Origin of the sequence: Streptococcus sp. 2020WUSS089, assembly GCF_044427405.1 — a bacterium.
Classification (GTDB): Bacteria; Bacillota; Bacilli; order Lactobacillales; family Streptococcaceae; genus Streptococcus; species Streptococcus hashimotonensis.
This window is the reverse complement of the sequence record NZ_JAOTGD010000014.1, coordinates 19,264-39,586: the sequence shown is the minus strand read 5'-3', so window position 1 is coordinate 39,586 and position 20,323 is coordinate 19,264. Positions and strand designations below refer to the sequence as shown.

16 protein-coding genes and 2 pseudogenes are annotated in these 20,323 nt (G+C 39.8%); 5 read left to right on the top strand and 13 right to left on the bottom strand.

Annotated features, from left to right (window positions below):
* Window positions 1–110 (top strand): annotated as a pseudogene (locus ODU46_RS09190) (IS30 family transposase); the annotation flags it as partial.
* 147 nt (window positions 111–257) lie between these two features.
* On the opposite strand, the gene ODU46_RS09185 reads toward ODU46_RS09190, so the two are convergent.
* From ODU46_RS09185 to ODU46_RS09170, 4 genes are all read right to left on the bottom strand, one after another.
* The gene (locus ODU46_RS09185) at window positions 258–1,460 is read right to left on the bottom strand and encodes an IS110 family transposase (protein ID WP_347342687.1); all 1,203 of its coding nucleotides are present in this window, start codon (window positions 1,458–1,460) and stop codon (window positions 258–260) included.
* 243 nt (window positions 1,461–1,703) lie between these two features.
* Window positions 1,704–2,867 (bottom strand): SIS domain-containing protein, encoded by a 1,164-nt coding sequence (locus tag ODU46_RS09180; protein ID WP_398579536.1) that lies wholly within the window; start codon window positions 2,865–2,867, stop codon window positions 1,704–1,706.
* 119 nt (window positions 2,868–2,986) lie between these two features.
* Window positions 2,987–4,756, bottom strand: a complete 1,770-nt coding sequence (locus ODU46_RS09175; protein ID WP_398579535.1) for a P-loop NTPase fold protein — start codon at window positions 4,754–4,756, stop codon at window positions 2,987–2,989.
* Window positions 4,757–5,517: 761 nt separating this feature from the next.
* Window positions 5,518–6,294 carry a hypothetical protein gene (locus ODU46_RS09170; RefSeq protein WP_024413233.1) on the bottom strand — a complete coding sequence of 259 codons (777 nt, stop codon included), beginning with the start codon at window positions 6,292–6,294 and terminating at the stop codon, window positions 5,518–5,520.
* A gap of 525 nt (window positions 6,295–6,819) precedes the next feature.
* Here ODU46_RS09170 and ODU46_RS09165 point away from each other — a divergent pair.
* Window positions 6,820–7,119 (top strand): YbaB/EbfC family nucleoid-associated protein, encoded by a 300-nt coding sequence (locus ODU46_RS09165; RefSeq protein WP_002941492.1) that lies wholly within the window; start codon window positions 6,820–6,822, stop codon window positions 7,117–7,119.
* Between the two features lie 42 nt (window positions 7,120–7,161).
* Here ODU46_RS09165 and ODU46_RS09160 read toward each other — a convergent pair whose 3' ends face one another.
* The 8 genes from ODU46_RS09160 to ODU46_RS09125 form a co-directional block, all read right to left on the bottom strand.
* A complete protein-coding gene (locus tag ODU46_RS09160) occupies window positions 7,162–8,928 on the bottom strand; it encodes a glycerophosphodiester phosphodiesterase (RefSeq protein WP_398579534.1) in 1,767 nt (588 codons plus the stop codon).
* A gap of 190 nt (window positions 8,929–9,118) precedes the next feature.
* A complete protein-coding gene (locus tag ODU46_RS09155) occupies window positions 9,119–10,045 on the bottom strand; it encodes a transketolase C-terminal domain-containing protein (RefSeq protein WP_336375312.1) in 927 nt (308 codons plus the stop codon).
* Window positions 10,042–10,890, bottom strand: coding sequence for a transketolase (locus ODU46_RS09150; RefSeq protein WP_024406849.1), 849 nt, complete (start codon window positions 10,888–10,890; stop codon window positions 10,042–10,044). The genes ODU46_RS09155 and ODU46_RS09150 overlap by 4 nt, the downstream gene beginning before the upstream one ends.
* 1 nt (window position 10,891) lies before the next feature.
* Window positions 10,892–12,238, bottom strand: coding sequence for a PTS ascorbate transporter subunit IIC (locus ODU46_RS09145; RefSeq protein ID WP_014635822.1), 1,347 nt, complete (start codon window positions 12,236–12,238; stop codon window positions 10,892–10,894).
* A 53-nt stretch (window positions 12,239–12,291) separates the two neighbouring features.
* Complete coding sequence (locus ODU46_RS09140; protein WP_002935998.1) at window positions 12,292–12,576, bottom strand: PTS sugar transporter subunit IIB; 285 nt, start codon at window positions 12,574–12,576, stop codon at window positions 12,292–12,294.
* 1 nt (window position 12,577) lies between these two features.
* The gene (locus ODU46_RS09135; protein ID WP_398579533.1) at window positions 12,578–14,620 is read right to left on the bottom strand and encodes a BglG family transcription antiterminator; all 2,043 of its coding nucleotides are present in this window, start codon (window positions 14,618–14,620) and stop codon (window positions 12,578–12,580) included.
* 476 nt (window positions 14,621–15,096) lie between these two features.
* Window positions 15,097–15,591 (bottom strand): DUF536 domain-containing protein, encoded by a 495-nt coding sequence (locus ODU46_RS09130; protein ID WP_012774919.1) that lies wholly within the window; start codon window positions 15,589–15,591, stop codon window positions 15,097–15,099.
* Between the two features lie 169 nt (window positions 15,592–15,760).
* Window positions 15,761–17,161, bottom strand: coding sequence for a glycoside hydrolase family 1 protein (locus ODU46_RS09125; RefSeq protein ID WP_398579532.1), 1,401 nt, complete (start codon window positions 17,159–17,161; stop codon window positions 15,761–15,763).
* Window positions 17,162–17,398: 237 nt separating this feature from the next.
* On the opposite strand from ODU46_RS09125, the gene ODU46_RS09120 reads away from it, so the two are divergent.
* From ODU46_RS09120 to ODU46_RS09110, 3 genes and pseudogenes are all read left to right on the top strand, one after another.
* Entirely contained in the window at window positions 17,399–18,571 is a 1,173-nt protein-coding gene (locus ODU46_RS09120) for an NAD(P)/FAD-dependent oxidoreductase (protein WP_395382336.1), read from the top strand.
* Window positions 18,572–18,670: 99 nt separating this feature from the next.
* Window positions 18,671–18,778 (top strand): annotated as a pseudogene (locus tag ODU46_RS09115) (ABC transporter ATP-binding protein); the annotation flags it as partial.
* A 2-nt stretch (window positions 18,779–18,780) separates the two neighbouring features.
* Complete coding sequence (locus tag ODU46_RS09110) at window positions 18,781–18,972, top strand: hypothetical protein (RefSeq protein ID WP_239514869.1); 192 nt, start codon at window positions 18,781–18,783, stop codon at window positions 18,970–18,972.
* 44 nt (window positions 18,973–19,016) lie between these two features.
* Here ODU46_RS09110 and ODU46_RS09105 read toward each other — a convergent pair whose 3' ends face one another.
* On the bottom strand, window positions 19,017–20,306 hold the full coding sequence (locus ODU46_RS09105) for a 6-phospho-beta-glucosidase (RefSeq protein WP_395382337.1): 1,290 nt from the start codon (window positions 20,304–20,306) through the stop codon (window positions 19,017–19,019).
* Between the last annotated feature and the right edge of the window lie 17 nt (window positions 20,307–20,323).

Sequence of the window (20,323 nt, the reverse complement as noted above, 5' to 3'; positions counted from 1 at the left end):
CCAAGAAAACGACTCCGAAAGAAGTCGCTTTTATCGAAAATTGGATTAACAACTACCCTAAAAAATGCTTGGACTACAAGTCGCCAAGTGAATTTCTTTTGGGTGGCTAACTTCAACTTGAAATTTGAGATTCAGTAGTCAAAATAAGGAAATTATTTTATTTTGGACTAAAGTTTAGTGTAAAAAGGGTATACAAAAGCAACACCTTATGTTGAAATTTTTTGATAAGGTGTTACAATAATATGGCATAAACAATTTTACTGATTTTGGGTTGAAATATAATCGTAAAGTTTGTTATGCGTTATGAGGTAATACATTGTCCGAATGAGACGATGTATGGAGGCAATCGTGTGTGGCTTGGTTGAAGTCATTTGCGATTGCCTTTTTCGTTTCTCATAAAAGTCTGCTATATGGCAAGGATTGGTGTGACTAGCTGAAGCGATATTGTGAATGCATTTGAACAGAATCTTTCTAGCATAGGGATTGCCACGCTTGGTAATGTGTTCCTTAGCGATGAAGTTTCCAGATTCATAGTGTCTCAGGTCAATACCGATAAAGGCATTGATTTGATTGGCAGACTGAAAACGGCGAATATCTCCCAGTTCGCCAATAATACTTGTTGCAGTAGTCTCAGCGATACCAGGAATAGAAAGCAGAATGTCATACTCTGGTAAAGGTTGGGCTAGTTCCACCATTTCGTCTAAGACTGCTTGTCTCTGTTCAGAAAGTCTAAGCAATTCTTTCGCATAGTAACGCACCTCTTCCATGATTGGAGAGTTTTTCTTAACGGCACAATAAGATTGATTGGCTAGTGCTGTCAGCTTCTCTGCTAAGTAAGCCACACGCTTGTCAGAAATCCGTTTTGAAGTGGACAGACGGATGCTCTTTGAGAGTTCATCCTTGCTTAACTCAAGAACGAAGTCCTTGCAAGGAAAGGCTATGACCAAGTTCCAGTATTGTTCCCCAGTTGGCGTTGACAAGATAGTTTCCAATTCAGGGAAAGTGACCTGTAAGACCTTGTGCAGACGATTTTTAGCTCGAACGATGTCCTCGGTTAAGTTCTGATAGAATCGACTGAGATCTCGCAGATCTTGATAGACTTCTTCTTGGATATAAGTGGGTTTACGATTCAGTACAAACTGAGACTGAGCCAGTTTTTCAGCGTCAATTTGATCTGTTTTCCGCACACGCAAGCTATCCAGTTGCTTCTTGGCTTCTAAGGGATTGAGCCGTGTATAAGCGTAGCTATGTTCATCCAGAAAAGCTTGAAGACGACGAGAATAGACGCCTGTTGCTTCAAAGATGATTTCTGGCTTGTGGACGGTTTTCAAATCGCCAAGTAGCCGGGAAAAGCCAATGGCATCATTGGACATGGTGTAGTTATGTACCTTCTCGCCATTGACTAGAATGGCTACTTCTGAACTTACCTTACTCACGTCAATCCCAAATACTACTCGCATGATATTACCTCTTTGTCTTGAATGATTCCTTGTTTTAGTGATGTCATTTTCAATACTCGACGTCTGGCGTCCCACATACTTTGATAACATTCTTTCTAAAACAGGTGCCTTGCCAGTTTTTGATGCGACGTCTAGCGTCAAAAAGTCCCACGACTTAACAAGACACCTCTACTTTATCATAAAGAAAAAGTAGTGAGTACTTTCTCCCGTCGGAGATTTCCTCACTACTAATTTTAGTATGTTTTATAGTGGATGTATAATCACACCCTGCACCACACGGTTAACGGTGCCTGTTGGAGATGGTGTATCTGGCAAATTCTTGCATTTGATAGCTGCCATAATGGATACCGTTTGGGCAAAGATGATGTAAGGGAAGGTTAAGAAGACATCTGGCAAATCTGCTCCGCCCTCTGCCAAGACAAAGTTGGCTGCTTCTGTACCGACCAACTTATCAGCCGACAATGCCACTATCCGCTCTGCTATGCCATCACCATGGACTTCATTGAGCAAGTCCACATCGTACTGGCGTGTGTAGCCATCGTTTGAGGCAAAGAGGAAAATCAAGGTCTTTTCGTTGATGAAGGATTTTGGTCCATGACGGAAACCGAGTGGTGACTCGTACATGGTCGCAATCTTGCCTGCTGTCAATTCCAGAATTTTCAACTGAGCTTCGTGGGCAAGACCATAGAAACCACCTGAACCGAGGTAAATCACTCGCTCAAAATCAAGGTTGATCAAGTCTTGCACGTAGTCTTCACGGTCCAAGACATCTTGACCCAGACGGGCAATAGTCTCAACCCAAGCAGCTTTTTCTTCTTGACTGGCTGGTGAGAAGACGAGGAGGGCTGTCAGAGCCATACAGCTGTAAGAACCCGTCATGGCAAAGCCCTTATCGTTTGAACCAGCTGGTTGCAAGAGCAGGAGATTTTCAGCATCTCCTTCAGCCGCTAGTGCCAGCTTACCTTCTGGTGCACAGGTAATGGTCACTTGATACAATTTATCTACCAATTGCTTAGCGACTTCAACTGCTGCCACACTCTCAGGTGAATTACCTGAACGAGCAAAGGACACCAGGATAGTTGGAAGACCAGCTTGTAGATAGTCATGTGGACGACTAACCAACTCCACTGTACCAATGGCAGAAAAACGAATGTGTTTCAAGTCATTGACTTGGTTGAGGTAGTTGGCAATACTTTGACCAACAAAGTCTGAAGTCCCTGCACCTGTAAAAACAACGTGAACAAAGTCATGTTTTTCCTTGATTGATTTTAGAAAACTCTCGATTTTTTCCAATTGGTCAAGATAGAGTTGATACGCTTCCTTCCATAAGCCTGGCTGTTGGTAAATTTCGGTCGCCGTAATAATAGCTCCCAACTTTTCAAGTTCTTCTTTTGCTAAACGGAACATAGCTCCTCCTTGATTTCTGGTTATAACCAGTTTTTTCTTATATTATAGCGAATTTATCCCTCAAAGTCAATTTAAAATAGATTAATATGTCAAATTTTAGTTTGTTTTTTCTATATATTTTATGAGTCCGTTAATCTGAGCCTTATTCTTGTTACCTCATCAAGTAGCTCTCGGATCTTAAACTGGTCTATTTTTTGCAGATTACGGTTCTCTCTTAAACACTCTTTCAGTTTTTGCATGAATGTATCTAACTCTGCACTATCTCTCTTATAGTATTCTTTTAAATTGCTCATATTGTAATGAGCTTGAAGGTATTCTGTTAACTTATGACATTTACTAGGGGAAGAATTGATATATTTTTCAAAAAGATCATGTGTGTTTAAAACTTTAAAAAGATCTTCTCCATCACTAAGTGAACGGTAGTCCTGTAACTCCTCTTTATTTCCTTCAAAGATATTTCTCAATCTTTTTATATCCAGTTGAAGCTGTCTTTCTTCCTTCTGTTCCAGCAACTTATGGTAAAGTGATGAACTTCTATCCCATGCAAAGCTATCTAAGTTGAACCCCTCTTCCTTACCGCTAGAATATCTATTGACAATCACAGATTCCAACTCAGCTAAACTGTATTCTGCTAAATTTAATCCGTCTTCATCAAGTGATAACAGAAGATAATAAGCCGCTAATAACTTATCAAAAGCCAATTTTGACCTTTTAATCTCATGCACCAGCCTACATTGATATTCTTTTATTTCCTCATCATTTAAATCCCTATACTCCCACAACACTTCATAACTATCCTTTTGAGGATTGTTCCTTCTTTCCTGATGTTCATACCAATCACCAATATAATCTTCTATACTTTCCTCATCCTCGTGATAACCATGTTGCAAATAATAGGTGATAGCTGGATGTATGAAAAAATAATCTTCATACAGATAATAATACTTGGATAGAATAGCTCTAGTTTCTTGAGGTAACTCCTCATAAGAACGCTTTTCTAATTTCTGCAGATAGTCTAATTTTTTCTGCTCCTGTGTCTCATATTCAATAAATATTATTTGTAATAAGAGAGAACGATATAGATTATTATCTAAGTTAGCATTCACACTTATCAATTCAGCTAGTTCATTGAAATTTCTAAATATTCTTTGAATAGTTCGAATATTAGTGTTACTCAAACCATCCTGGTTATATCTATAGAAATGAAAATCGTTATATGAACCAGAATCCACTTCATATAATAAATCTGACAAAATATTATTCGAACTTTCCTGACAAAGGGAAGCAATAATATTAGACAAATCTTGCTGAAACTTTACAGTCTTATAAATCGTTTTCTCTTTATATTTCTTAAATTCTTCTTTTTTTGCAAATTCTTGTTCATTAGAGATTATCACTACTTTAGCTTGAATACCCACCAATAAATCATTCGAAATGAAACTCAGTAAGTCACGAATATCAATATCTTGATTCAGACGTTCTAAGTCATCTAAAACTATTAGAAGACGCTTTGGAAAATCTGAAGTAATATTACTTTGCCTACTTTCGATATATTTATTTATCAAGAATGTCATCCCATTAATCTTTAAATTCCCACTATTTTTTCCCAAGGCAGATAAAAAATTGGACGATTGCTTCGCAATTGTGTCTATCACATTTTTATCTGTTTCTGTAAATATCTTTAAAATGATACGCTCCTTAAGTTCTGTGAGGCTACTTGCTCCACTCAGTGAGAAATAAACCCAACTATAGTCTTCCTTTTTCAGCTCTTCTAGTCTAGATTTTATATAGTAAGTTTTCCCACATCCCCATCCTCCGTCTATTTGTAAAGCAAACTCGTTATCATCATGCAAATAACTCTCCAATATCTTATCCAGTGTACTAATCATGTTTTTCCCTTCACTTATTTAATATCTTATTTTATTATAGTCACATAACTTTCTTATTGTCAACACCACTTATCTACACAAAAATCGCATTCTATATCGTGAATTGCACAACAATACTTCTGTATCACTTCTTTGAGAAAAAGTCCTTCTATGGTGAATAGGCAGAGCTTGTTTCACATTTTTTTAGTTTTGCAATCGTCCAACATATTGAGTCTAAAATTTAGAAATTAATCCAAATTAACGATATTGTGCAACGTTGCATTGTTTTATATGGTAATTGTTGAATTGATTTACACCCTTGAAGTAACGACAAAAAGAGGATGCATCCTCTCATAACGTAGACAAACTCCTAAAAATATAAAAAATTGAAGAAGTTTGCGAAAGATAGCAAGTCATTAAGCTCTTAGAAACATTGATATTTCGGCGTTTTTGAGAGTTTTTAATTTTCAACATAAAGAAAAAAGATTGAAGAAAATTGTCCAAAATGGACTTATTCTTCAATCTGAGAGGACGCCTCCTCTTCTTACTTACCACTATTAGTTTAACCCTACCCACTATATAAACTTTATCAATATCTGGAAACTAGACATATTTATAAATGCAGCACTTAACAATCAGTTCATTGATTGTTGCTGTTGCAGTAGTAACGCAATTTCAAAACATTATTTCAATAAGATGGCAAATAAATTTAGTGATGTTATTAACTACTTTTTAAAATAAAATATTACATAAATTTTCAAATTGATTTAGGTAACACAAAATTACAAGAATTTCTTTTGACTTTTCTTTTTATCAAACACTTTTACTTCTCGTTTTACGTACGTACTGAGAGAACTCTTTTCGATTCTACAATCATTAATTCTATTCTCTTCAATTAGATGAGATAATTTTTCTTTGAACTTCTTAGTATATTTATCTTTGTATACTACTATTGTTTCTACTATCTGAACCATTATATCTAGCTTTTTGGATAACAAAACTAATTTTGATATATCATTGTATTTATCCAGAGCATTTAGAGTAATTTCCTGTGTGCCATTTGAATTTAATTGGGTACTCCACTGACCATGAGCCAATCTATTCCTCATCGTTATGATTTCCTGAAACTCTTTTAGGTAATTTTTTTGATCTTGAAAAAGTTCTAATAGATTTATTCCATCAATGTCAGTCCAGTCAATGCACTTTGATTTAGCAAAACTAACATGTATACACTCAAACCATTTGTCATATATGGTACCCTTCTTCTTAATATTTTCCAATTCAGTTTCACTAAATGCTGCTGAAGAACTTTCATGTAGTATTTTCATAAGTTGCAATTCAAACCTATTACCTAAAATATACGCATATAAATTAGTCACTGCTTTCAATTCATTTATAAGTTCTCTTCTAATTTGACTTTCTTTTCCCTTTGAAATATACCAGTAATATTCTCCAGCTAGTTGTCTTGCTTGACACCTTATTACTTCTAACTGGTAATTTGCATAGCGAATATTTTCAGTATAGATTTGATATATATTTTCCTTTGAAAGCCTCTGCATCTTTTTTCCTCCTATAGAAAAAACCCTACTCTTCGAAAAAGTTTTCTTAGAATCAAAACTCTTTCGGAGGGTAGGGTTCGAACCCACCTTAGGTCATCAAACTTAGTATTTGATTGACCGACTTCCAAATCTGGATCCCAAACTTGGATATGTTGTTTTCCACTTTACACCATCTCCGCATAAAGCATGTAACTAAATTATACTAGTTAGCTAACTATTTGTCAATCACAACTTTATGTATCCCATGCCAGGTGTAGGAAGAATGTACATATAACTTTTTTCTTGAAAATCAAAACCAATCACGCTGTTAGCAATATCAACAAATATATTTAAATTCGGAAACCATTACCCTCCCTCAAAATGTAGCCAAGCTAATCTAGGCTACATTTTGAGTTATTATTTAAAAATGGTATAATATTTAACATATAAGAACCGCCTCTGCCTTTGAAAATTTTTAACAATAAGGCAACAAAAATTTAACCAGAGGGTCAAAACCCTTGATACGAAAGGAATCTTAAAAATCTTATGATGAACATGCAAAACATGATGCGCCAAGCTCAAAAACTTCAAAAACAAATGGAGAAGAGCCAGGCTGAGTTGGCTGCTACTCAATTTACTGGTAGCTCTGTACAGGACTTGGTTACTGCTACTTTTACTGGAGATAAGAAATTGGTTTCTATCGACTTCAAAGCTGATGTTGTGGATGCAGACGACCTTGAAACCTTGCAAGAAATGACAATCCAAGCCGTCAACGCTGCACTTACAAAAGTTGACGAGGCAACTCAGAAAAAACTAGGTGCCTTTGCAGGTAAATTACCATTTTAAGACAGAAAAGACGCGATTGGATATTCTCCTCTCGCGTTTTTTTTATTCAAAATTATAAATCAAAGACTGAAATTGCAGGAAAAAGAGGTCTGGATAACGTCGATTCTCTTTCATTTCCTCCATCAGACTTTGGAGATCAGTCATGTTGTCAGTGATGATACCATCCACTTGTAGCAGCAACATCTTGGTCATACTCTCTTCTTCATTCGGTGTCCAAGCATAAACTGACTTCCCACGAATCCAAGATTTTACCATAAAGTTTTGATCAAGCGAGGTATACTCCATAGTATAGCCGTCAGCAACCGTCGTCGGATAGATAGAGTTGAACGGAAGAATAAAGAAGGATACTAATTTCTCGCTATACTGCTTTATTTCGATAATAGTACGGTAATCTAGTGATTGCATCTGGTGTCCTTTGGCAATCAAACGTTGACCGTATTTTTTTAAGAAATTCTGGGTGAGTTTTGGCGAATCTGCCTTGGTCACTTTAATTTCTACCAATAATTTCTGTCCCAGCTCATCCGCTTTTTCAAGATATTCATCAAAAGAAGGAACTGGAGCTGCCATTCCGTTTTCTGATGCAGTCATCCCTGTCAATTCTGCAAGAGTATAGTCATGTGTACCTCCGGGATTGCCCGTCAAAGCCAATAAATCCGTATCGTGCATGACAATAAAATGACCATCCTTCGTCTCCTGAACATCCATCTCAATGTAGTCTGGCTTGAGTTGAGAGGTTTTCTCTAGGGCCTCGATAGAGTTCTGGACAGCATTGCCATTGTCAACACCGCGATGGGAAATGGTAACTGGCAGGGTATCGAAGGGATAGTAGAGTGCAAGCGCTCCTTGGGTACCGAATACCAGACCAGATACTAGCAAAATTGCCAATCGCAGGCGATGACGGAGCCGTTTACGGCGGTAGTTTGGTAATTGTTTCCCTGTTAAGAGACTAATGAATCCCATCATAAAGAGCGCAACTACTCCGTAGTAGGCTAATTTTAGGATTGCATAACAAACAACTGCCAGCCAATATGAAGGGCCTGTGTCTGGTAGATAAGGTTCAGCCACTAGCTGTACTAGATAGAGCAATATCCCTATTCCTGTGAATAGGAGGACTGGAAAAGTGACCAGCCAAATCAGACGGAAAAAGGAACTGACTTGTTTTCTTCCCCTGGTCTTCTTCCAAGAATAAGCGATGGATTCCTTCACACTCCTGTGTTCAAAGTAAATGTTCGGCAGAGCGTACATAAAGCGTGATGCGAGCCAGAAGAACAAGAGGAGAAAGAACAAAATCAATATCCCTAGCCAGACTGTGTTGGATAGGTAATCTACGATAAATTGGGGTACTACGATTTTATTAAAATAATAGATATTTAATACCCGTCGTAAAAACGGGAGAAGAATAACTGAGTAAAAAAGCAGAAATAAAACCTTTGGTAGGCTGCTGTGACGGATAATCGCCACCATACTATCTCGTACATCCCGTAAATAGTCGGGGAGGTGCTTGACTTTTTCATCCAACAGTTGCCAAACCCCTGTGAACAATAGAGCTAATTCTAGATAGGCAATGGCAATGTTGACAAAAAAGAGGAGAATAAACAAGCCTGTCACGAGCAGATTTTCAGCAAACACCGACAACAAATTCGTCGGTGAAAGGTAGGCATGCCCTGTCATAGCTAAGAGCCCCTCAGAAATCCATGAATTGAGCGGTATCCAAACAAATTCCATAAAGGTAAACAGGGTAAAAAAGAGCAAAAGAATCTTGTCTAAGTTGTAATATATTTTTTGAAATTCACGTTGTATCTTTTTCATGACTCTAGTGTCCCATATTCTGACAGGAATTGCAAGCCTTCATCAAGGATGGAAGATTGTGAAAGTAATGAATGAAGTATAGAAAAAATCAAGTTCCTAAGTGGAGCTTGATTTCTTACATTTGATTTGCTTTCCTATTTCCAAGCCAAAGTAAATCGAAAGGCTACATAAAATACGAATCACTATCTCACTATTGTTGTAACATTAATTGTGCTTGTTTAACAATATGCTCTGCTGTCAGTCCATAAACATCCATCAAATAGGTCTGTTGACCAACTTGACCAAATGACTCCTCAATACCAATTCGATGTACTGGGGTCGTCAAATCTGTAGCCATTAATTCACAAATGCTACTACCTAGGCCGCCAATTCGATTATGATTTTCTACAGTTAATACTGGCCTTCCCGATAATAGAGCTGGTATGTCTTCATGAATTGGTTTGATACGAAAAAGATCAATGACTTGAACAGATACTCCTCGAGCCTCTAACTGATCCGCCGCCTTTAATGCCTGCTCTACCATAATACCACTAGCAAGCAAGGTCATATCCTCCCCTTGCCTAAGGACACAGTAGCCTTTGCTAAAATCTTCTCCGCCTTGATAAATAGCCGTTGGTGCTTTCCGAATGGTACGAATGTACTTCAACCCGTCTACCTTGATGGTTTCTTTTAGAACAGCTTGAAACTGGACATCGTCACTGACCTCATAAACACGCGCTTTTGGAATGAGCCGCATTAAGCCCAGCTCCTCAAACGGCATGTGAGTCCCACCATTCATCTCCGCTGATACCCCCGCATCGGAACCAATGATCGTGGCATTAAGCTGGGCATAAGCTAGAGAGATAAACACCTGATCATAGACTCTACGACTAGCAAATGGTCCGAAAGTATGAATGTATGGCTTGTATCCTAGAAGAGATAGTCCGGCTGCTACCCCTACCATTTCCTGCTCCATGATACCTACATTGACATAGCGTCCACCCAGAACAGAGGACAATTTGTTGGTAGCCATTGAACTGGATAAATCTGCTTCAATAGCTGCTATGGTTGTGTCTTCCTGCCCTACCTGAGCTAGAAAATCACTATAAACCAGTCGCATCTCCTTTGTCTGTCTCATTCCGTCACCTCCAACTCTCTCGCTAAAACAAGAGTTACTTGCTCTAAATCTTCCCGTAATTGACCCGACAAACGCAAATGGTGATTGCTTTCTAATTCTTCTAAGAAGGCAACTCCCTGCCCCTTAGTAGTATCAAGAACGATACATTTTGGTTGAGGAGACTTACTTGACTTCATTGTTAGAATAGCATTTATAATAGCATCTATATCGGCACCATTCACACGCACTGATTCCCAACCAAAAGCCTGAAATTTTTCAACAAAATCAAAGGTTTGGCAAATATCATGGGTACGACCATCTAGTTGTTTTTTATTGTCATCCACAAACAGAATCAGTTTCGATAGTTCGTGGTGGGCTGCAAACTGAGCTGCTTCCCAGCATTGACCTTCGTTAAGCTCCCCATCCCCTACCAGAGTATAGGTATAGTACGGTGACTGCTCTATCTTCTTACCATAAGCAACACCTGTCGCGACACTCATCCCTTGCCCCAACGAACCCGTTGTCATATCCACCCCTGGCGTTAAGTTTCGGTCAGGGTGTGAAGGCAAATGTGTTCCATTTTGATTTAGCGATAAGAGAAAATCTCTATCAAAGAAGCCTTTCAAATACAACGTACTATAAAGTGCTGGACCTGCATGTCCCTTAGACAGAATAAAGTGATCCCGCTCCTTAGAAGAGAAATTCTGGACACGAATGTCCAGAATTTCTCCATATAGAGCAGCCAACACTTCTACGATTGATAAGCTACCACCATAATGACCAAATCCTAATTGATTCAAAGTCGCCAAGGTATGGTAGCGAATTTCTTTGGCAAATCGTTTCAAATCAGCTGTACCACTAGTCATATTATCCTTCTTTCTGTTCTTTTTTCACCAATGACAATCCAAGCATCAAGGCCAATACTGCAAAAATACCAACAGAAACTGTGAGAATACCGCCATTTTTAGCAAGAATTCCCAAGAAAATACCTGATAGTCCAAAATCTGCATCTGAGAATGTTGAACCTGCAAAACCAAGGTCTCCCAAAACTGGAAGCAAGAACACTGGCAAGAAACTGATGAGAACGCCTTGCATAAAGGCACCGCAAACAGCTCCACGAACACCACCTGAGGCATTCCCCATAACACCTGCAGTAGCTCCACAGAAGAAGTGTGGTACGACACCTGGAAGGATAACGACACCGCCAGTCAAGGCAAGAATAATCATGCTGACAATACCACCTGCAAAACTAGAGATAAAGCCAATCAACACGGCGTTTGGTGCATAAGGATAAACAACTGGACAGTCTAGGGCTGGTTTGGAATTCGGAACCAACTTCTCTGAAATTCCTTTGAAGGCTGGAACAATTTCCGCCAAAATTAAGCGTACACCAGATAAGATAACAAAAACACCTGCTGCAAAAGTTCCACCTAGGGTCAAGGCATAAATCATACTGTTAGTACCGCCACTAAGGTTTTCCTTAATATAATCACCGCCTGCAAACAAAGCCACAATCATGTAAATCAAGGACATAGAAATGGCAATGCTGACAGTTGAATCACGCAAGAATGCCAAACCTTTAGGGAAATTAATATCCTCCGTAGACTTAGACTTATCACCGACCAAACCGCCTACTACACCACTCAACCAGTAACCAAGTGCACTGAAGTGACCTAGAGCAACATGATCATTTCCTGTCAATTGAATCATGTATTTTTGAACGAAGGCTGGGGAGAGTGTCATAATCAGACCTAAAGCCAACCCACCCATCACAATTAAGCCGACAGAAGTGAAACCTGCAACACTCATGATAACTGCAATCATACAGGCCATATATAGTGTGTGGTGTCCTGTCAAGAAAATATATTTAAAGCGTGTAAAGCGAGCAATAACAATATTGAAGACCATTCCAAGCAACATAATCAAGGATGTAGCAGTTCCATACTTATCCAAAGCCATCGCTACAATAGCTTCATTATTTGGAACAACCCCTTTCAAGTTGAAAGCTTGTTCAAACATTTGACCAAATGGCTCAAGCGAGCCAACAATAATATTCGCTCCACCACCAACAACAATAAAACCAACAAAAGTTTTCAAGCCCCCCTTAATTAAATCTGCTGCTGGCTTTTTCTGTAAGGCTAAACCTAGAATAGCAATGAGAGCAACCAGAATTGCCGGAGTTTTAGCAATATCAATGAGAAAATCCAATATCATTTTCTGTCTCCTTTATAATTTCATCTTTGCGGGTCATCCCCTGTGTATACGATTTAAACCAAACCTTTTTCTTGACAGATAGCCGTGACGAGTTCCCTCAACTCATTCATATCAATAATACTATTCAATATTCGAACATCTCCTAAATGAGTTGCAGAATCAGCCAGGTCACGTCCGACAATCCACACATCTGCTTCACTCGGATTGGCACCACCTAGATCATAATGCTCCACATGAACATCTGATACACCTAAATCTCGCAAAATGGATTCAATATTCATTTGAACCATAAAGCTAGAGCCTAAACCTGAGCCACAGGCTGTTCCAATTCGTAACATATTACTGTTCCTCCTTTAATAAATGTTGTACGTCGGCAAATTCTTTGGCGCCGACAAGTTGTTGAATATTTTCTTCTTCTCGCAAAATTTTTGTCAAATGCGAGAGTGCTCTGAGATGGGTTTGATTATCCACGGCTGCAATACAAATGAACAGCCGAATTTCATGACTAGGGTCATCCAATAGATAAACTGGCTTATCCAATACCAACATTGACATCCCTACCTCATTAACCCCATCTTCTGGTCGTGCATGTGGAATCGCAATTCCTTTACCTAGGTCAATAAAAGGACCAAACTCTTCTACCTTCGCTATCATAGCATCAATATATTGAGTTTCTATAGCTCCTTTATCTACCAGAGGTCGTGCAGCCAGGGCAACTGCTTTTTGCCAATCTAAAACTTCCTCAGACCATTGAAAGGTCTCTTTTGTAATCAATTCTTCTAACATAGGACTCCTTCCCCTTTGCTCATGGGAGCGTTGATTGAGAAACTGCACCAATTCATATTTTAAAGCCTGCTCCTGATGAATGGTTGCATGTTTCCCAACAAGTGATAATAACTGCTCAATCTCAATCGGAAAATAAGCCGCATTTGGGAAATGCTGATTAACCAAATGAAATAATTCTTTTTTATGATTAGAGGTCATCAGCTGGGATACCAAGAAAAATGGTAGCTCTATATTCAGCTTGATAGTTCCAAATACCATGTCATAGTCTGTCATGTCTAGCATCTTCCAATCCTGTAAGGAATGGGTATCGGCAAAATAGATATTAGGAAATAGTTGCCGTAGATTTTCTTTTACAATCAGCGAAGAGCTCACTCCATTTGGGCAAACAACCAAGGCCCGATAACGATATGAACGTTGTTGACCTGCTTCGATGTAGCCACCAAAGTGGATGACAAAATAAGATACCTCACTATCTGGTATAGTAAAACCTAGATGCTCTTCCAAAGGCCGCAAAGCTTTTTTTACAAGATAGAACAAGTCGGCATGCTCTTCTTTGATGGTTTCAGTATATGAATTGACATTTACCAAACGAGATGTTAAACGGTAGTAAGCAGGAATTAGGTGACGTTGCAAACCTTCAATCATTTCCGAGCGATGTTCAAAAGCAATTAAGGACAAACGTTCCATCTCTTCCACTATTTCTACAGTCAAGTGGTAAAATAGGTCATCCTTTTCTCCGCTCTCACCTTCTAAGCATCCTTGCAGTAAATGTGACAGATACTCTTGTGTCGCAGCATTTAATTCTAATGTGCTAGTACTTTTTAAACGTAATAATTTCCAAAGGCGTTGCAGAAAATCTTTTACAAACCCTACCTTTCCTTCAAAATTCCAGTTAATAAGGTTGCCAACACGCGCCTGACGGATAAATAAAAATATCAAAAAATACAAATATTCATCCAATCTCTCTTCTAAAGCTGAGACTTTATAATAATTGCAAGCTTGTTGACTCACTATTTTCAATTCTTCAATAGGATTTTCCTCACCCCAAGATTTAAGAATATAATCCAAAGCCCACACACCAATCGAAGACTGCAAACAATTACTGAGTGCATAAAGCGCCAAGCGATGTTTATCTTCTTCTCGACCAATTAGATGATAGCCTTTCGCCCTCGTATATTCCAAACGTACTTGAAAGTTCAAGCAAAGTTCCTTTACATTCTTAATATCCGTCAACGTTGTATTACGGCTCACACTCAATAATTCTTGGTAGTGAACGTTTGATACAAATTCTTTTCGGATAAAGGTATAAAGATAGATAAGAAGCTGTCTTTCTTCTTGCGAAAGATAGATCTGGCGATTGCGAAAGAGCGAGAATACACTTTCTTTTTGATTGTAAAGCTCCGTAGAAATAACAAACTCGCTATCTTTGTATTGTATCTGCGGGAAGGAATGTTCTTGCAACAATTGATTGACTAGTTCCAAATTAGAATGTAGCTGCTCCTTTTCAATTCCTGTTTGAATACTAAGTTCGTACAAACTTTCTTTTCGAGTCGCAAACAATTCCATCAGAATTGCCATGGTACGATTATCAACCATATTTTCCTCCTTGTCTTAATTGTATCCCTTTTCATTTCTGATTTCTAGAGTCTTTGAGCCCAATTAATATAATAAAAAACACAAATTCAATTGTGCTCACTACTTAAACTAAAAAAGATTGGTGCCCACCAATCTTCTTATATCACATATCATCTTCCATTTTTTAGCGCGGGCTGAAACAGTCTATCCCCAGACTGTACCTCGCTTTCTTATTTCCAGGCTCGGGCTGAAACAGTCTATCCCCAGACTGTTTCACTCCCCCAGACCTTTATTCGCTCTCTTGTTTCCAAGCTCATGATTTCCTACCGCGCTCTTCCATTTTTTAGCGCGGGCTGAAACAGTCTCTTCCCAGACTGTTTCACTCCCCCGGACCTTTATTCGCTCTCTTGTTTCCAAGCTCATGATAAAAAGGTCCCCCGGACCTTTATTCGCTCTCTTGTTTCCAAGCTCATGATAAAAAGGTCCCCCGGACCTTTTTATTTCCCAAACAAACGTGCAAAGAAGCCTTTAGCTTGCACTTCTTCTGCCTGTGCTTTAACTTCGTCCAATTCCAACTTGAGAACTTCCTTATCGGCCATAGCTTTTAGTGTCAATTGCTGTTGCTGATCTAACTGTTTATCCTTCTCAGCAATCTGTACATCTTTGACCTTGAGTTGTTCATCTTTTTCGGCAAGTTGCTTATCTTTGGCTTTTAATTGACTATATAAGCGGATGATTTCAGCATTTTTCTCGTCAACTAAAATTTCCATCAATTCACGATGCTTGACTTCATCACTAATCGGCTCATCTTCAAAAATGGTTGTTTTGTAGATTTCCTCCAACTTAATCAAGCCAGCACGGTTTACAACGGTCACACCCTTGTCATTTTTATCTACAAATTCTTCAGGAAGTGATTTGACACGATTATTCATAGCCTGCCGGCTCACTCCTAAAATTTCAGCTAACTCACTGACTGTTTTTTCGATTCCCATAATATCCTCGGTACTTACATTTCTCATAGTTTGTATCATTAAAATATTACCACAGAACCCTATCCCTGTCAAATCTAGGGGAATTTTCTTACCAAGCATTAGTGGATAATCACAAACCTCAAAAGCATCTTATCTCAATGCAATGTTATGTAGAAACGAAATATACATTCTATCTAATAAAACCATTTTTAGCACTCACTTGCTTGAACCAATATCCAGATTTTTTGACGGTACGCTTCTGAGTTTGGAGGTCAAGCGAGACCAAACCGTATCGGTTTTTATAGGCATTTAACCAAGACCAGCAGTCAATAAAGGTCCAGACCATATAGCCCTTACAGTTCGCTCCTTCATCAATACCTCGATGGAGCTGAATCAAATGGTCTTCCATGAAGTTAATCCGATAGTCATCCTGAATCATGCCATTTTCTTCAAAAACATCCTCCCCTTCAACTCCCATGCCGTTCTCAGTTACCAACCATTCGATATTCCCATAGTTTTTCTGGATATTTTTGGCAATGTCGTACAGCCCTTCTTCATAAATTTCCCAGCCTCTATGGGGATTGATTTTCTTGTCAGGCTTATCATAAGGCTGGAAATATTGGGATAGGAAAGTAGCTTCTCCGTTCCATCCATCTTCTGAAGGAGCCTGCACGCGCAGGGGCTGGTAATAATTTACCCCCAGGAAGTCAACCCTATTTTCTTTGATAATAGTCAATTCCTCCTCTGTGGTTTCTGGACGTAAACCGTGTTTTTCAAGAATGTCAACCAGTTCCCCTGGGTATTGTCCCAAAACAGATGGATCCAAAAAACTTCTCGTTTGAAATAGCTCAGCAATCCGCGCTGCCTGTAAATCTTCTGGACTCTGACTTCTTGGATAGGCAGGAGTAAGATTAAGAACAATGGAAATTTTGTGGTCTGGGTGTAGTTGGTGACAGGCCCGAACAGCCAAAGAACTAGCCAGTTGAGTATGATACGCTACGACCACAGCTGCCTTTGCGTCCACCTTGCAAGGATAATGATAGCTTCCTAGATAGCCACATTCTACTGGAACAATGGGTTCATTAAAGGTGATCCAATGATCCACCAGATCTCCAAAAAGGCTGAAACACTGGCGAGCATAAGCCTCATAGGCCCAGACAATCTCCTTATTTTCCCAGCCCCCTTTTTCCTGTAAGACATAAGGCAAATCGAAATGATAAAGATTGACCAAAAGCTTTATCCCACGCTCTCGAATACCTGCAAATACTGCCCTATAAAACTCCACAGCTTGCGGATTGACCTCGCCTATCCCTTCCGGAATCAGACGTGACCACTGTATAGAGGTGCGAAAAATACTATGACCTGTTTCCACCAACAAATCCAAATCTGACTGGAAATGTTCATAGAAAGTCGATGTTTGTTCCGGTCCTATTTGCTGGTGAAAGAGCTCAGGTTCCTGATTGTACCAGTAATCCCAGTTATTCCACCCCTTTCCATCACCAGCTACGCTTCCCTCACTTTGAGGCCCTGAAGTGGAGGAGCCCCACAAAAAACCTTCTGGAAAACGATACTCTCTTTGCTCAGTTACCATTCTTCTACCTACTTTCTTTCATGCTACAGACGGAATTGTTAGAACCTGGATTCACAATGCAGCTTCCACAAAAATACTTTGCTTGTACATACAGGCTCTTGATAAAAACTAATTTCCCTTAGTCTAAGTATACTCCCCTATCCCGTCAATGGTCTTCCGCAATTTCAAGGAAAAACTCCACAAATCATAGCAAAGACTCAAACTACTTTCTTGATGAAAATATGATACAATAAAGGCATGAATACAGTAGATACCATTATTATCGGAGCGGGGCCTGCTGGCATGATGGCCGCGATTTCTTCCAGTTTTTACGGCAAGAAGACCCTGCTCCTCGAAAAAAACAAGCGTTTGGGCAAGAAACTGTCTGGCACAGGTGGCGGACGTTGCAATGTGACCAACAACGGCACTTTGGAAGACCTGCTGGCTGGCATTCCTGGAAACGGCCGCTTTCTATACAGCGTCTTCTCCCAGTTTGACAACCACGACATCATGAATTTCTTTCAGGAAAATGGGGTCAAGCTCAAGGTGGAGGACCACGGCCGTGTCTTTCCGACCACCGACCGTTCCCAGACCATTATCAAGTGCCTGGAGATGAAGATGCTGGAAAATGGCGTGGACATCCGCACAGGAACTGAGGTGGTTTCCGTCCGCAAGATTGATGACCTCTTCCATGTCAAGACCAGCGAGGAGACTTTTACAGCTCCCCAGCTGATTGTCACCACTGGCGGCAAGACCTATCCTTCCACTGGCTCGACTGGCTTTGGTCACGACATTGCCCGCCACTTCAAACTGGAAGTCACGGAGATTGAGGCCGCTGAAAGCCCCGTTCTGACCGACTTCCCCCACAAGAAGCTCCAAGGCATTTCCCTGGACGACGTCACCCTGACCTACGGCAAGCACGTCATCACCCACGACCTGCTCTTTACCCACTTTGGCCTGTCGGGGCCCGCTGCTCTTCGTCTGTCTAGTTTTGTCAAAGGCGGCGAAACCGCATTTCTCGATGCTCTGCCGACCCATTCTGAACAAGATTTGTTTGAACATTTAGAAGCCAACAGGGAAAAATCCGTCAAGAATGCCCTCAGAGAGCTCATGCCAGACCGCCTAGCAGACTTTTTCGCTGAAAACTACGATAGCAAGGTCAAACAAGTTTCCCAAAAGGACCTGACTGAACTGGTCACCCTCCTCAAAGCCTTACCTATCAAGATTACAGGCAAGATGTCCCTGGCCAAGTCCTTTGTGACCAAAGGTGGCGTTGACCTCAAGGAAATCACTCCCAAAACCTTGGAAAGTAAAAAGGTTCCTGGCCTCCACTTTGCTGGTGAAGTCTTGGACATCAACGCCCACACCGGTGGCTTTAACATTACCTACTGTCTTGCAACTGGCTGGGTGGCAGGAAGTTTGCATTATTAATAGATTAAAAACCACAACATTCAAGCAAAAATTTGCTTGAATTTTTTTGTTTATTATTGTATGATAAAACCATAACAATACAACAAAAGGAGATTGGCTATGCGACTAAAACTGTCTTCTATTTCTAAAAAATTTGACCACAAGATGATTCTGGAGGATACCAGTTTTCAATTTGAACAAGGCAAGATTTACGGTTTGCTAGGAAGAATTTGGAGGTTGTCAACCCAGTCTATAAATTTCTCAGCGGTGCCCTCTACTGGGTAGCCTATCTCAATATCAAGCTGGAGCTTGGCAGTCACTTGTACATCCTACTCATTTCTCTGACTATGATTGCCTATGTCAGCATTGGTTACTGGATTTTATTGAAAAAAGCCCCGCAGACTTTTAGATTGAAAGTATAAAAACTGCCTTCCCTAACGGGAGGCAGTTTCCTTTTTATCATTGCTTAGACATTTTCACCATTGCTTGCGATCACTTCTTTATACCAAGCATACGAATCTTTTTTATAACGTTCTAGACTTCCAGAACCGTCATTATTGCGGTCTACATAAATAAAGCCATACCGTTTTTTCATTTCACCAGTTGTGAAAGATACACAGTCGATACAGCCCCAAGGTGTGTACCCTAGCAATTCCACACCGTCTTCATTGATGGCTTTTTCCATTTCTTTGATATGGCTCGCTAGGTAGTCAATACGATACTGGTCATGTACCGTTCCGTCTTCCAATTGGTCAATGGCTCCAAAGCCGTTTTCCACGATAAAGAGTGGTTTTTCATACCGTTCATAGAAGATATTGAGAGCATAGCGAAGACCAACTGGGTCAATGGCCCAACCCCAGTCTGATTCTGAAATAAATGGATTCTTAACTGAGTAAGGACTAGATGCCTCAATCACATCGGATACATCACGATAGGCTTGAGAATCCACGACATTTGACATATAACAAGAGAAACCAATGTAGTCTACTGTTCCATTTGCCAAAACGATCTTATCTTCCTCTGTAATTGGAATCTTGAAGCCCTTGCGTTCAAACATTTTCAAGGCATAGGCTGGATAATGACCACGAACTTGAACATCACAGAAAAACCAACGGTCGTGCATGGCTTGATTTGCCAAGAGGACATCTTCTGGTCGAGAGGAGAATGGATAGACTGGTACCATGGCAGTCATGTTTCCGATTTGGAAATCAGGATTGATGGATTTTCCGATAGCAACTGCCTTGGCAGAAGCCACAAGAGTGTGGTGACCACAGATATACATCGCCTCTTCGGGATTGTCATAGTCCCCAAAATGAGCACCAGAATTTGTCCAACCAAAAATATCATTTAAGAAATTCATTTGGTTATTGATTTCATTAAAGGTCATCCAGTATTTGACTTTGTTTTTGTAGCGTTTGAAAACTACTTCGGCAAATTTGATAAATTGGTCAATCGTATCACGGCTCATAAAGCCACCATTTTTCTCGGCCAATTCATAGGGCATTTCAAAGTGAGATAAGGTAATGACAGGTTCGATACCGTATTTCAATAGCTCATCAAAGACATCATCGTAGAATTGCAGACCTTCTTCATTTGGCTCTGCCTCAAAGCCCGTTGGAAAAATCCGTGACCAAGCAATCGAGGTACGAAAAGCCTTGAAACCAAGGTCCGCAAATATGGCAATATCTTCCTTATAGTGAAAGAACAAGACCAGATAAAATAAGTCAATCTGTATCTGATAAAAAATGGTATTCAATAAAAACTCCAAAAAAT

Coding starts and splice junctions, on each gene's coding strand:
- ODU46_RS09130 (WP_012774919.1), bottom strand. CDS start 15,591: ATGGGAATCGAAAAAACAGTCAGTGAGTTAGCTGAAATTTTAGGAGTG.
- ODU46_RS09145 (WP_014635822.1), bottom strand. CDS start 12,238: ATGATATTGGATTTTCTCATTGATATTGCTAAAACTCCGGCAATTCTG.
- ODU46_RS09140 (WP_002935998.1), bottom strand. CDS start 12,576: ATGTTACGAATTGGAACAGCCTGTGGCTCAGGTTTAGGCTCTAGCTTT.
- ODU46_RS09150 (WP_024406849.1), bottom strand. CDS start 10,890: ATGACTAGTGGTACAGCTGATTTGAAACGATTTGCCAAAGAAATTCGC.
- ODU46_RS09165 (WP_002941492.1), top strand. CDS start 6,820: ATGATGAACATGCAAAACATGATGCGCCAAGCTCAAAAACTTCAAAAA.
- ODU46_RS09180 (WP_398579536.1), bottom strand. CDS start 2,867: ATGTTCCGTTTAGCAAAAGAAGAACTTGAAAAGTTGGGAGCTATTATT.
- ODU46_RS09155 (WP_336375312.1), bottom strand. CDS start 10,045: ATGAGACAGACAAAGGAGATGCGACTGGTTTATAGTGATTTTCTAGCT.
- ODU46_RS09170 (WP_024413233.1), bottom strand. CDS start 6,294: ATGCAGAGGCTTTCAAAGGAAAATATATATCAAATCTATACTGAAAAT.
- ODU46_RS09135 (WP_398579533.1), bottom strand. CDS start 14,620: ATGGTTGATAATCGTACCATGGCAATTCTGATGGAATTGTTTGCGACT.
- ODU46_RS09120 (WP_395382336.1), top strand. CDS start 17,399: ATGAATACAGTAGATACCATTATTATCGGAGCGGGGCCTGCTGGCATG.
- ODU46_RS09175 (WP_398579535.1), bottom strand. CDS start 4,756: ATGATTAGTACACTGGATAAGATATTGGAGAGTTATTTGCATGATGAT.
- ODU46_RS09125 (WP_398579532.1), bottom strand. CDS start 17,161: ATGGTAACTGAGCAAAGAGAGTATCGTTTTCCAGAAGGTTTTTTGTGG.
- ODU46_RS09160 (WP_398579534.1), bottom strand. CDS start 8,928: ATGAAAAAGATACAACGTGAATTTCAAAAAATATATTACAACTTAGAC.
- ODU46_RS09185 (WP_347342687.1), bottom strand. CDS start 1,460: ATGCGAGTAGTATTTGGGATTGACGTGAGTAAGGTAAGTTCAGAAGTA.